Source organism: Streptomyces sp. NPDC050617, assembly GCF_040654795.1.
Taxonomy (GTDB): Bacteria; Actinomycetota; Actinomycetes; order Streptomycetales; family Streptomycetaceae; genus Streptomyces.
Window position 1 is genome coordinate 20921 of sequence record NZ_JBFAIS010000024.1, and the last position, 12768, is coordinate 33688.

Here is a 12768-nt window from a genome sequence, read left to right on the forward strand (position 1 = left end):
CGGTCACCGCGTCTCGTTCACCGCCCGGTCGAGCACGTCGGCGGCGAGCCGGACGGCGGCCTCGCGAGTGGCTTCGCCGAGCAGATCCGTACGGATCGGACCGCCGGCGGCGAGGTGGCGGTCGTACGGGAGCATCAGCACGCGCACGCCGTCCAGTTGGAGGTGCGCGCCGGCCGCCGCCACGTCGAGCGCCATGTGCGGGGAGGACGCGGCGAGCACCACGACGGTGCCCGGCAGCATCAGCGGCCGGGGCAGCGAGGCCATCCAGTCCAGTACGGCGCGGGTGCTGGTGACGCCCTCGACGGTGGCGGGCGCGACGAGCACCCGCGCCTGGGCGGCGGCCAGGGCGGTGCGGGACAGCTCGCTGGGCAGCGTCTCGCAGTCCACGACCGTGACGCCGAAGTAGCGGCGCAGCGCCACCATCACCGAGCGGTATTCGGCCAGTTCCAGCCGGGCGCCGACCCGGCCCTGGCTGCCGGGGAGCAGCCAGCCCCGGTCGGGCAGCTGGACCAGGTACCCCGTGATGTCGGTGAGCTGCATGGTCGGCTCGATGATCTGCGCGAGGTCCCCGCAGGTCCACCGCACGGCGGGCGCCGCGAGCCGCACCGGCAGCGTGCCGAGCGCCGGATCGGCCTCCAGCATCAGCACCGGGTCCTGCCGGTAGTGCGCGTACGTACGCCCGAGCAGGGCCGCGACGGTGGTCTTGCCCGCGCCGCCGCGGATGCTGGTCACGACGATCTGCCGCCCGCCGGCGACCGGCTGCTGCACCGCCTGCGCCACCCGCGTGGCCTCGGCCACTTCCCGCGCGGCCGACGCGCCCACCATCCGCCGCACGGCCCGCCCGGTCCGCTTCGCGGCCGAATCCCCGCTGCGCGGCCGCCCCTTGACCAGGTCCTCGACCCCGGCGCCGCGCCCCCGTCCGCCGGGCGCGGTGCGAGGCCGGGGCGGCACGGCGTACGGAGGCATCTGACCGGCGCGTGGAGCACCGGGGGCATTCGGGGGAAGCGGGAGGGCGTACGGGGTGGTGAACGCCTGTGTCGCCGGGGCGGCGGCGTACGAAGGCGGTCCGCCGGGCGGCGGCGCGGGGAAGCCGACCGCCTGCCCCGGCGGCCGGGCGCCGCGCGAAGCGTCGGGAGCCTGCACGGGCGACCCGACGTCCGGCCCCACGCCCGGTGCGACCGGTACGGACGGTGCGACCTGTGCGCCTGCGCCCTGTGCGCCTGCGCCCTGCGACGGAACAGGCCGCACCGGCGGCTCACTGCCCGGTGCGGGCGGCTCCGCCGGTACGGACCCCCGGCCGGCCGGCCCGCTCGCCGCCGGGGGCGGGCCCGAGCCCTCGCCTCCCCGGAGGGACGGGCGTCCGCCGCCGCGCGCGATACCGTCGTCAGCCATATCGTTTCTTCTCCGCCTCTCAGAGCACGTCGAGCAGGAGCGCGTACCCGCCCAGCGCCCCGATCACCAGCGGGAACAGGACGATGACGCCGGCGGTCTCGGCCAGGTCGGTCAGACGGCGGAGGCGGGTCCGCAGCCGCTGCGGCGGGCCGGGCGTCAGGGCGGCCAGGGGGAGAACGGCGACCACGGTCAGGGCGGCCAACGGGGCGTAGGGCGAGACGTCCGTATCGGTGAGCCACAGCGCCGTCAGGCGTACGAGCAGGACGGCGGCGGCCGTCAGCAGGGCTACCACCTCCGCCGCCAGCGGGAAGGCCCGAGCGCGCGCCAACAGGACGACCACCAGGACACACGTCAGCGGCACCGTCCACCACGTGGCCGTGGTGACGGCCAGCAGGCCGGCCGCCGTGGCGGAGGCCGCGGTGACCACCGTCGGAAGCGTCAAGTGCCGGTGCGTCGCGGCCAGGGCGATGTCCACCTCGTGGCGGCTCACGGACGCGCCGCCCGAGCGGTGGTCGTCCAGGGCGGTGAGCCCGGCCGCTGTCAGGGCCAGCCGCGGCAGCACACCCAGCGCCGCCACCGAGACGACGGCCAGCACCGCGCCGAGCCGCGCCGTATCGCCCTCCACGGCGGCGACCGCCTCCCAGACGGCCGCCGTCGCCGCGACCGCCCCCGCCCCGGTCAACCCGCCGCGCCCCACGGGCGAGCAGAGGCCCAGGAGCAGCAGCGTCAGCCCCAGCGCCCCCGCCACCATCGCCAGCCGCCCCGGCCACGGCCAGGCGTACGCGTCCGCCGCCGTCCACGCGGCGATCAGGCCGAGGGCCCCGCCGCTGAGCATGAGGGCGGCGCCCGGTTCATGGCCGCGGGACCGTCCCGCGACCGCTCCGAGCAGGGCCGCCACCAGCCCGGCCCCCGCCAGCGCCGCCGCCGCGGTGGCGTGGTCGACGCTCGTACGCGTCAGCACGCCCACGGCGACGGCCAGGACGAACGTCGCCGCGCCCGCCGTCCGGCGGCGCACGGCGGGCCGCCAGCGCACGGTCCGTACGTCCGCGGCGGTGGGGGCGAGAGGCGCGGGCGACGCGTCGTCGGCCCGTACGAGCCGCAGCACGGAGCCGTCCGGCACGGCGGCCCCGCCGAGCGTGGCGTCCGGGGCGAGCACGGTGCCGTCGACGGTCACGAGGTGCCGTGCCGCGGCCGGGCCGGAGTTCTGGTCGTCGAGGAGCCGGAGGATGTCCGGCAGAAGCCGGCCGACGGGGTCGGTCGAGGGAAGCAGCAGGTCAACCCGTCGACGGTCGCCGACCAGAGTGACCCGGCTCAGTCCTGTACGCTGCCCCGCCCCCACGCTCACCACCGGCCGAACCTATCATCGAGCCGCCGCCGCACCCGGGCCCGGCGAAGCGCCGCCAGAGCCGCCCGCCGCCGTACCGGCCCGGCAGCGACGACGGCCCCTGCCGCGTCCGCCGCACGCAGTCGGCCGTCATCACGTCAGCCCGTCAGCACGTCAGCCCGCCAGCCCGTCGCCCCGAAGTGCGGGCATCGGACGGCCCGCCCGGACGTCGCGGTCCGCCGCCCGCCCCGCCTCCGCCAGCCGCCCGGCCAGGTCCGCCCCCAGCCGTGCGTCGACGGCCGCCACCGCGTCCGCCAGGGCCGTGAGCTGCGCGAGCACGTCGAAGTCGAAGCCGAAGCCGAGCGGCGTACGGGCACGGGCGCGGGCGGCGGCGAGCGACGCCGCGCCGCGGGCCACGGCGTCGGCCATGTCCTGGGCGACGGCCCCGGCCACGACGGGGTCCAGCGGTTCGCCCGGCCCGCTGCCCAGGTAGCCGAGGTATTCGCCGTCGGCGATCCGCACCAGGGCCCGGAACGCCTCGGTCCGCAGTGCCGCCGTGCCCTTCTGCCCGGCCATGTCGTCGCTGTCGGCGACGGCGACCACGAGATGGGCGAAGGTGCTGTCCACCGGCAGCGCGCGGCCGGTGAGGACCCCGTACCAGGGCGTCGCGCGCGGCGCTTCGGCGGCCGTGATGACGGCTTCGTACCCGGCCGGTTCCGCCCAGGTCGTCAGGGCCAGGCAGGAGAGGAGGCGTTCGCGCGCGGGGGCCGCCGGGTCGTTCATCAACTCCACGAGCGCGGGTACGCGTTCGCGGTGGCGGGCGTCGTCCAGCCCCTCGCAGATCACGTCGTCCGGGTCGCCGGTCGGCTCGCCGTCGAAGTCCGTACCCAGCAATTCATCGAAACGGGGCGTGTGCGCCCCGCTGTTCGAAGGTGAAGCGACGTTCGAGGGGCACATAGCGGCCTTCCTGACCCGAGCAAGCGGAGAACCCCATGCGGTCGGCGCCCCGCCTCGTCCCGCCATTCTCCGGCGACGCGGGGCCTGCCCCGCAAGCTGATGGGCGAGCATCGCCGACCGCAGCCGACCAGGGCGCGACCGGGCGGCCGGCGCTCAGTCCCGGCAGATGAGCAGCAGCGCCCGGTCGTCGTTGACGTCCTTCGCCACGGCCTCGATCAGATGCCAGGCCGCGCCGTGGAAGCCGGAGGACACATAGCGGTCGGCCTCCCCCGTCAGCCGGTCCATCCCCTCGGTGAGGTCCCGCTCCGCCGTCTCGACCAGCCCGTCGGTGAAGAGCATCAGCACGTCGCCGGGGCGCAGCGTGCCCTTGATCGGGTCGAACTGCGCGCCGTCGTAGACCCCGAGCAGCGGCCCCTCGGCGGCCATCTCCTCCCAGCGGCCGGTGCCCGCGGAGAGCTGGAGGGCGGGCAGGTGGCCCGCGGAGAGCAGTTCGTAGTCGCCGCTGTCGAGGTCGAGGACGAGATGGATCGAGGTGGCGAAGCCCTCGTCCCAGTCCTGGCGCAGCAGATAGCCGTTGGCGGCGGGCAGGAAGGCGTGCGGCGGCAGCGAGCCGAGCAGGCCGCCGAAGGCCCCGGAGAGCAGCAGGGCGCGGGAGGCCGCGTCCATGCCCTTGCCGGAGACGTCGGTGAGGACGACTTCGAGCGTGCGGCCGCCGTTCGTACGGGCCGCGACGACGAAGTCGCCGGAGAACGACTGGCCGCCGGCCGGGCGCAGCGCCATCTCGCGGTGCCAGCCGCGCGGCAGTTGGGGCAGTTTGCTCTGCACCCGGATGCGTTCTCGGAGGTCGAAGAGCATGGTGCCGCCGCGTCTCCAGGGGACGCCGACGCGGCTGCGGAACTGGGCGATGAGCAGCCCGAAGAAGCCCACGGCGGCGACCACCAGGATGGTGCCGGGGGTGACCCGGTCCGCGCCGTCGGTGTACGGGCCGAGGATCGCGGACTCCACGATGAGGGCGGTGGCCGCGGCGGCGTACAGCGCGAGCAGGCTGGCGGGGCGCAGCAGCAGCCCGCCGGCGACGATCGGCAGGACGAGGGCGGAGGGCGCGCACCAGGCGGGCTGGGCGACGGTGGCGGCGGCGATGGCGGGGACGGAGAGGAGCAGGGCGGCGAGCGCGATCCAGTCGGAGCCGTCGCCTCGGAAGTAGTCGACCCCGGCCTTGCGCACGCCGACGCGGGCCCGGTGCAGTGCTTTGCGCATCCGGGCCGTCGGGGTGTCGGCAGCGCCAGTCATTGCATCGGGACCCTATCCACCCCTTCGGCGGTGCGTCGATTCGTGATACGAGCGGAACCGGTGCCGCGTCCGCCGGGAGGGCAATCGTATGCGAAACCCGTTCGCTCGGGCGGGGAAGCGCTGCTAGGCATGGACGATGACGACAGAAATACGGGCCCTCGCGCCCGCCGACTGGGACCAGTGGTTCGGGGCGTTGGAGCTGGCCTTCGGGGGTGTCCCGGTGCCTGTGGAGAAGCAGGAGCTGTGGCGGGAACTGTTCGACACCGGTCGGCCCATCGGGGCGTGGGAGGACGGCGAGGTGGTCGGGACGGCCGGGGCCGTCGCGTTCCGGCTGACGGTGCCGGGCGGCGCGACCCGGGCGGTCAGCGCCGAGATCGACGCCGCTCTGGTGCGGCTCGCGGTGCCGGAGGGCGCCGATGACGTACGGCTGCGGGTGCCGGGGGGTCGGGGGCGCGCAGGGTGCGGTGTCGGGTCGGGTGCGGGGCGGTGGGGGCCCTCCGGGGCTGCATGATTTACGGGCCCGTGCGAGATGTTGCCTCAGGTGCCCTCATCTTGGGCCCGCAAATCACGCTTTACGCCTCCTACGAGCCCCCACCGCCCCGCCCCCTCCCGCCCGTACGCGCCTGCGGCCCGGGATGCTGGCGCGGCAGCCGGGCTGGGACCGGCTGATGACGTTCGATCTGGAGTCCGGACGGGAGGGCGCGTCGCCCCTCAAGTGCGTGCTGGCGGAGGTCGACGGCGAGACCGTGGGGTACGCGCGCTACGCGGTCCGTCCGGGGTGGACGCCGGCCGGGCCGGACGGAACGGTGCTGCTGCGCGGCATCGAGGCGCTGACCCCGGCCGCGTACGCCGCCCTGTGGCGCTATCTGTTCGGCATCGACCTGACGACGAAGATTTCCGTCCAGAGCCGACCGGTCGATGATCCGTTGTGGCATTTGGTGAGCGATGACCGGCGGTGCCGGCTCGGGGTGCGGGAGTCGCTGTTCGTACGGCTGGTGGATGTCGGGGAGGCGCTGGCGGCGCGTACGTACCAGACGCCGGTGGACGTGGTGTTCGACGTCGCGGACCCCTTCTGTCCCTGGAACGAGGGGCGTTGGCGGCTGACCGGCGACGCCAAGGGCGCGTCCTGCGAGCGGACCGGGGACCCGGCGGATCTGGAGCTGTCCGTGCGGGAGCTGGGCGCGGCCTATCTGGGCGGGGTGTCGCTGACGGCGCTCGCCGCGGCCGGCCGGGTGCGGGAGGTCCGGGAGGGCGCGCTCGGGGAGGCGGCGACGGCGTTCGGGAGCGCGGTGGCCCCCTGGCTGCCGCACAGTTTCTGAGCGGTCTACCTCGCCTGGCAGGCGGGGCACCAGAAGAGGTTGCGGGCGGCGAGGTCGGCGGTGCGGATCTCGCTGCCGCAGATGTGGCACGGCTGCGCGGCGCGCCGGTAGACGTAGACCTCGCCGCCGTGGTCGTCGACGCGCGGCGGGCGGCCCATGGCCTCGGGCTCGTGTTCCGGACGCACGGTGTCGATGCGGTTGTTGCGCACGCCCTGCCGCATCAGGGCGACCAGGTCCGACCAGACGGCGTCCCATTCGGCGCGGGTGAGATCGCGGCCCGGCCGGTACGGATCGATGCCGTGCCGGAACAGGACCTCGGCGCGGTAGACGTTGCCGACGCCCGCGATCACCTTCTGGTCCATGAGCAGCGCGGCGACGCTCGTACGGCTGCGGGAGATCCGGGCCCAGGCGCGCTCGCCGTCGTCGGCCGCCCGCAGCGGGTCGGGCCCCAGCCGCTCGTGTATGGCCGCTTTCTCGCCATCGGTGATCAGCGCACAGGTGGTGGGCCCGCGCAGGTCCGCGTACGCGCCGGGGTTCGCGAGCCGCAGCCGTACGGTCGCGGTCGGCGGCGGCGCGGGCGCGTCGCCGAAGCCCAGCTTGCCGAAGAGCCCGAGGTGGATATGGACCCAGCCGGTCGCGCCGAAGCCCAGGAAGAGGTGTTTGCCGTGCGCCTCGGCCGCGGTCAGCTTCCGGCCGTCGATCAGCGCGGCGCTGTCGGAGAACTTGCCCTGCGGGCTGCTCGCCCGCACCGGCCGGCCCGCGAAGAGTTCGCGGTGGTCCTCGGCGAGGCGGTGGATGGTGTGACCCTCGGGCACGGTCCGTCCTTCGGGGACTGAGGCGGCGGCGGGGAGACGGCGCGCCGGACGGCCGGACCGTCGCCGTTGTCGCGGCGACGGTCCGGCCGTCCGGAGGGCCGGTGTTACGGCTGGGGGTGGTGGGCCGGGATGGGCGGCAGCTCGCCCGTGGCCTCGTACGCGCTCAGCATCTCGATGCGGCGGGTGTGCCGCTCCTCGCCGGAGTACGGGGTGTTGAGGAAGATCTCGACGAACCGGGTCGCCTCCTCCTCGGTGTGCATCCGGCCGCCCACGGACAGCACGTTGGCGTCGTTGTGCTCGCGCCCGAGCTGGGCGGTCTGCTCGCTCCAGGCCAGTGCGGCCCGTACGCCCTTGACCTTGTTGGCGGCGATCTGCTCGCCGTTGCCGGAGCCGCCGATCACGATGCCCAGGCTCTCCGGGTCCGCGGCGGTCCGCTCCGCCGCCCGCAGGCAGAACGGCGGGTAGTCGTCCTGGGCGTCGTAGAGGTGCGGACCGACGTCGACGGGGTCGTGGCCGTGGGCCTTGAGCCACTCGACGAGGTGGTTCTTGAGTTCGTAACCGGCATGGTCGGAGCCGAGGTACACGCGCATGGCGTCGAGTGTGGCACGCCGGAGAGCGGGCAGACGCTTCAGGGTGCTGCTACCGAGGGTGAATACAGCATTACGGATCAGGGGCTTCCATAAGACGCCTTCGAAAAGCTGTAATGCCTGGACCCGTAACCGCCTGCATACCGGTTGCGGGACGCCGTCCTGCCAAAGACTGCAGCTAAGGAACGTGCACAAATATGAGCGCGACACCACCGATCACGACAAAGGCGTCGGCCACCGGTGATCCGAGCAGCACCTCAGATTCTCATGAACCTCAAGACAGCCTCAAGGCCGGATTGAAAAATCGACACCTTTCGATGATCGCCATCGGCGGCGTCATCGGGGCGGGCCTGTTCGTCGGCTCCGGCGCCGGCATCGCCAAGGCGGGACCCGGCATCCTCATCTCGTACGCGCTCGCCGGCCTCCTGGTCGTCCTCGTGATGCGGATGCTCGGCGAGATGGCGGCCGCCGACCCGGTCTCCGGGTCCTTCTCCGCCTACGCGGACCGCGCGCTCGGCCGCTGGGCCGGGTTCACCATCGGCTGGCTGTACTGGTTCTTCTGGGCCGTCGTCCTCGCCGTCGAGGCGACCGCCGGCGCGACCATCCTCAACGGGTGGATACCGGCCGTCCCGCAGTGGGGCTGGTCGCTGATCGTGATGATCCTCCTGACCGCGACCAACCTCGTCTCCGTCGGCTCGTACGGCGAGTTCGAGTTCTGGTTCGCCGGCATCAAGGTCGTGGCGATCGGCGTGTTCATCCTCGTCGCGGCCCTCGCCGTCTTCGGCGTGCTGCCGGACACCCACGCGGTGGGCCTGGGGAACCTGACCGGGCAGGGCGGCTTCCTGCCGAACGGGCCGGGCACCATCCTCTCCGGCATGCTGCTCGTCGTCTTCTCCTTCATGGGCAGCGAGATCGTCACCCTGGCGGCGGGCGAGTCCGAGAACCCCGAGAAGATGGTCGCCAAGGCCACCAACAGCGTGATCTGGCGCATCGGCATCTTCTACCTGGGCTCGATCCTCCTCGTCGTGACGCTGCTGCCGTGGAACGACCCGGAGATCGTCAAGGTCGGCCCGTACGTCGCCGTGCTCAACCAGATCGGCATCCCGCACGCCGGCACCGTCATGGACGTGATCGTGCTGACCGCCGTGCTCTCCTGTCTCAACTCCGGCCTCTACACCGCCTCGCGCATGGCCTTCTCGCTCGGCCGGCGCGGTGACGCGCCCAAGTCCTTCGGCCAGGTCGACAAGCGGGGCGTGCCCGCCGTCGCGATCTGGTCCTCGGTGGCCTTCGGCTTCGTCGCCGTCATCTTCAACTACACCTCGCCGGACACCGTCTTCAACTTCCTGCTCAACTCGTCCGGCGCGGTCGCGCTCTTCGTCTGGCTCGTCATCTGCTTCTCGCAGCTGCGGATGCGCCGGGTCATCGAGCGCGAGATGCCCGAGCGGCACACGGTCAAGATGTGGCTCTTCCCGTATCTGACCTACGCGACCATCGCGCTGATCATCTTCGTGGTGGGCTACATGTTCTACGACGACACGGGCCGCAAGCAGATGATCATGTCCGTGGTCGTGGGCGTGCTGGTGCTGGCCGTCGGCCTGATCCTGGACCGCCGCCGTCACCGGGTGCGGAACGAGTCCTTGGCCCGCGAGTAGACGTCGAGGGCGGTGGCGCGCGCGGGGTCGAGGTACCAGACGCTGACCTGGTACGTACGGCCCCCGTGCGTGAAGCCGAGCTGCCGGCCGTGGCCCGGCTGACCGCCCTGGAGGAAGGCGTACTCCCAGATCACGGCCGGGTTGCCGTGGAACGTGGTGCGTTCCAGCCGCTGCTTCTCGTAACCCGGCCGGCCCTGGTAGTCCCGCTCGAAGCGCTGCCAGTGCGTCAGCAGGTCCTCCGTCGTACGGCCCTGGGAGGCCGACAGTTCGACGGTGCCGTCCTTCGGGCTGTAGCTGATGTCGCTCGGGCTGCGCTGGGTGCGGTTCCAGCCGGCGGGCGGGGCCCAGCTGAAACCGTCCTCCTCGCGCTGCGCCGCGGCGGTGTCCGCCGCCTGCGAACCGCTCGCCGAACCAGTCGCAGAACCAGCCGCGGAACCGCTCGCCGAACCGGTCGGCGGCGTCTCCCGCGAGGAGGCCGCGCCGCTCCGCGCGGCCGAGGAGCCGGGGGACGCCGCACCGCCGGTGTCCGGCCCCTGGAGGGCGAAGACCCCCCCGGCCGTCACCACCGAGACCGCCGCCACGGCGGCGGCCGCCATCATCACCGTCCTGCGCCGCGCGGTGCGGGGCGGGGCGTCGCGCACGGGCGCGTCGGCCACGGTGGGGTCGTGGGCCGGGGCGGGGTGCCGCTGTTCCCGCCGCTGCCGCCGGGGCGGCACGGGCCGCTCCCGCGGGGGCGACACGAGCGGCGGCTGCTCGGCGAGGACGGTCGGCGGGTGCGGCCGCGGCTCGGGCTCCGGCTCGGCCAGGGGCGCGAGCCTCTCCTCGGTCTCGTCGAGCGTCGGCCGGCGCGCCGGCTCCTTCCTCAGCAGCTCCGTCAGCAGCGGACGCAGCGGGCCCGCCGCGTCCGGGATCTGCGGCTCCTCGTACAGCACGGCGTGCAGCGTGGCCAGCGTCGTCGCCCGCATGAACGGCGACCGGCCGCCGACCGCCGCGCACAGCGTGGCCCCGAGCGACCACAGGTCCGAGGGCGGCCCCTGCTCGCGGCCCTCGATGCGCTCCGGGGCCATGTACTCCGGCGAGCCGACCAGCGTGCCGGCCATGGTCAGCGCCGCCGCGTCCTGCATCGCGGCGATGCCGAAGTCCGTGAGGACGATCCGGCCGCGCACCGTGAGCAGGACGTTGCCCGGTTTGATGTCGCGGTGCAGCACGCCGACGGCGTGCACCGAGCGCAGCGCGCGGGTCAGGCCGAGCCCGATCCGCGCGGCCTCGCGCGGCGTCACCGGGCCGTCCCCCGTCAGAACCTGTTCCATCGACCGGGCGTCCACCAGCTCCATCACGATCCACAGCCGGTCGTCCTCGTCCACCACGTCGTAGACCCGCACGACGTTGGGGTGGTCGATACGGGCGGTGGCCCGCGCCTCGCGCAGACTGCGTTCGCGCGCCACGGCGCTGTCCTCGCCGACGAGTTCGTCGAGCCGTATCTCCTTGACGGCCACGGGCCGGCCGAGCACGTCGTCGTAGGCGCGCCACACGCGGCCCATTCCGCCCCGCCCGATCAATTCCAGCAGCCGGTAGCGATCGACCACCAATCGCCCCCGCACCTCGCCGCTCTCGTTTACCACCAGGCCCGCCCCCATTACGGAAATGACTTCCCGTACCCCTCGCGAACGCAATCTTGTGGTACCTATTCAAATACTTCTGTAGAGACTACAGATAGGGGGGAACGAAAATGCGACGAAGTAATCAGCGACGATCCTTATGGGTGGTGGCCGTCACCGGTGCGGTGCTGCTGCTGCCCTTCGAGGCGCTGGCCGCCGAGCCGTCGCCCGGCAGCAGCGAGGGCGGCAGTCCGGGGGCGAGCGCCCCGGCCGGCTACAAGATCACCACGGAGCTGCCGGCCAAGATCTCCGTCGACAAAAAGACCGGGAAAACCGCTCTGACCGCGAAGGTCACCAACAAGGGTGCCAAGGACACCGACGCGATCCGGCTCAGCGTCGTGGGGTACCAGGGGATGCGCATCGAGGCCGTCAAGGGCTGCACCGCCATCCCGACCGCACAATTGCCCACGGGCTCGAACAGCGGATTCGTCTGCGCCATCGATAAACTGGCCACGGGAAAGAGCCGCAGCTACCAGGTCGACGCGAGCTTCGATCTGAACAAGGCCGGGCAGATCTGCCTCCCGGTCACCCTGGGCGACACCAAGACGCTGCTGTGGCAGCAGGGCCCGGTCCAGTTCGGCACCACCGACACCAGCTCCGACGCGCCCGACACCCCGCTGCTGCTCGGCACGCGGAACGTGCCGGCCGGCTCGTCGGGGAAGAGCCCGGCTCCGGACCCGGGCCAGAGCGAGCTGCCCAGTACGGGCACGCCGTCGTCCCTCCCGCTGACCGGCGGGATCGCCGTGGTGCTGCTGGTCACGGGCGCGGCGGGGATCTGGTTCACGACCCGCAAGCACGGCCGCCGCTGAGCGCGGCGCGCCGGAGCGTCACCGAAGTACAGCGCGGAACGGACCGCGCGGGTCCGGCGCGTCAGCGCGCGGGACCCCCCGCGGACAGCGCCGGGGCCCGCGTCCGATCCCTGTCGGACGCGGGCCCCGGCCCGTACGAGCGTGTGCCCCGTGATCAGCCTCGGCGGCCGAGCAGCTTCCACGCGGCGGGCAGCGCGCCCATCGCGAGCGCGGCCTTGAGCGCGTCACCGATGAGGAACGGGGTCAGACCGGCGGCGACGGCGGCGGAGAGCGAGATGTGCGTGCTCAGCGCGAGGTAGGGGACGCCGATTCCGTAGATCAGCGCGGAGCCGAGCGCCATGGCGCCCGCGGTGCGCAGCGGGGAGCGGTCGGCGCCGCGGCGGGCCAGCGAGCCGACGACGGTCGCGGCGAGCAGCATGCCCAGCACATAGCCGAAGGTCGCGCCGCCCGCGCCCGCGGCGCCGTTCGCGAACCAGGGCATGCCGGCCATGCCGACCAGGGCGTACAGCGCGAGGGAGAGGAAGCCGCGGCGGGCGCCGAGGGCGGTGCCGACCAGCAGGGCGGCGAAGGTCTGGCCGGTGACCGGGACCGGGGAGCCCGGGACCGGGACGGCTATCTGGGCGGCGACGCCGGTGAGGGCGGCCCCGCCGAGGACGAGGGCGGCGTCGCGGACGCGGGCCCGTGCGCCGGTCGAGGCGGGGAGCAAATCGGCGAGGACCGTACCGGTCCGGGAAGCTGTGGCGGCGGCGGTGGCCATCGGTACTCCGCGGGGTCAAGGGCGGTTGAGGACAGTGCGACGTTAGCGGAGGGGCTCTCCGCGATCACCGTATGGCGGTGACAAAGCCGCGCGGCCGGTCTTGGAGAGTTCCGATCGGGACCGTGGTTTCCCGGCCTGCCTGGGGTTTCGCGCGTTCCCGCCCGGCGCGTGAGGCTTGTCACGCGGCGCCGGGGGTTTGCGCGGCGCG

At 73.6% G+C, this 12768-nt stretch carries 10 protein-coding genes and 1 pseudogene; 3 read left to right on the top strand and 8 right to left on the bottom strand.

Going from position 1 to position 12768, the window contains the following annotated elements; genetic code table 11:
- Positions 1-3: 3 nt before the first annotated feature.
- From AB0I49_RS27585 to AB0I49_RS27600, 4 genes are all read right to left on the bottom strand, one after another.
- Positions 4-966: a hypothetical protein gene (locus AB0I49_RS27585; RefSeq protein WP_363229804.1), complete on the bottom strand. Its 963-nt coding sequence runs from the start codon at positions 964-966 to the stop codon at positions 4-6.
- A 445-nt stretch (positions 967-1411) separates the two neighbouring features.
- Positions 1412-2740: an EsaB/YukD family protein gene (locus AB0I49_RS27590; protein WP_363229805.1), complete on the bottom strand. Its 1329-nt coding sequence runs from the start codon at positions 2738-2740 to the stop codon at positions 1412-1414.
- Between the two features lie 150 nt (positions 2741-2890).
- The gene (locus AB0I49_RS27595; protein ID WP_363229806.1) at positions 2891-3673 is read right to left on the bottom strand and encodes a hypothetical protein; all 783 of its coding nucleotides are present in this window, start codon (positions 3671-3673) and stop codon (positions 2891-2893) included.
- A gap of 153 nt (positions 3674-3826) precedes the next feature.
- Positions 3827-4963 carry a PP2C family protein-serine/threonine phosphatase gene (locus AB0I49_RS27600; RefSeq protein WP_363229807.1) on the bottom strand — a complete coding sequence of 379 codons (1137 nt, stop codon included), beginning with the start codon at positions 4961-4963 and terminating at the stop codon, positions 3827-3829.
- A gap of 136 nt (positions 4964-5099) precedes the next feature.
- On the opposite strand from AB0I49_RS27600, the pseudogene AB0I49_RS27605 reads away from it, so the two are divergent.
- Positions 5100-6282, top strand: a pseudogene (locus tag AB0I49_RS27605) (GNAT family N-acetyltransferase).
- Positions 6283-6287: 5 nt separating this feature from the next.
- On the opposite strand, the gene AB0I49_RS27610 reads toward AB0I49_RS27605, so the two are convergent.
- The gene (locus tag AB0I49_RS27610; RefSeq protein WP_363229808.1) at positions 6288-7097 is read right to left on the bottom strand and encodes a DNA-formamidopyrimidine glycosylase family protein; all 810 of its coding nucleotides are present in this window, start codon (positions 7095-7097) and stop codon (positions 6288-6290) included.
- A gap of 104 nt (positions 7098-7201) precedes the next feature.
- Positions 7202-7687, bottom strand: coding sequence for a ribose-5-phosphate isomerase (locus AB0I49_RS27615; RefSeq protein WP_363229809.1), 486 nt, complete (start codon positions 7685-7687; stop codon positions 7202-7204).
- A gap of 194 nt (positions 7688-7881) precedes the next feature.
- Between AB0I49_RS27615 and AB0I49_RS27620 the strand changes: the two genes are divergently transcribed.
- Positions 7882-9336 (top strand): amino acid permease, encoded by a 1455-nt coding sequence (locus tag AB0I49_RS27620; protein WP_363229810.1) that lies wholly within the window; start codon positions 7882-7884, stop codon positions 9334-9336.
- Here the strand turns inward: AB0I49_RS27620 and AB0I49_RS27625 are convergent.
- Entirely contained in the window at positions 9300-10958 is a 1659-nt protein-coding gene (locus AB0I49_RS27625; protein WP_363229811.1) for a serine/threonine-protein kinase, read from the bottom strand. The two genes, AB0I49_RS27620 and AB0I49_RS27625, sit on opposite strands and share 37 nt — an antisense overlap.
- A gap of 143 nt (positions 10959-11101) precedes the next feature.
- Here AB0I49_RS27625 and AB0I49_RS27630 point away from each other — a divergent pair, with 143 nt between their 5' ends.
- The gene (locus tag AB0I49_RS27630) at positions 11102-11803 is read left to right on the top strand and encodes an LPXTG cell wall anchor domain-containing protein (RefSeq protein WP_363229812.1); all 702 of its coding nucleotides are present in this window, start codon (positions 11102-11104) and stop codon (positions 11801-11803) included.
- Between the two features lie 154 nt (positions 11804-11957).
- Here the strand turns inward: AB0I49_RS27630 and AB0I49_RS27635 are convergent, their stop codons facing one another.
- Positions 11958-12560, bottom strand: coding sequence for a biotin transporter BioY (locus AB0I49_RS27635; RefSeq protein WP_363229813.1), 603 nt, complete (start codon positions 12558-12560; stop codon positions 11958-11960).
- Between the last annotated feature and the right edge of the window lie 208 nt (positions 12561-12768).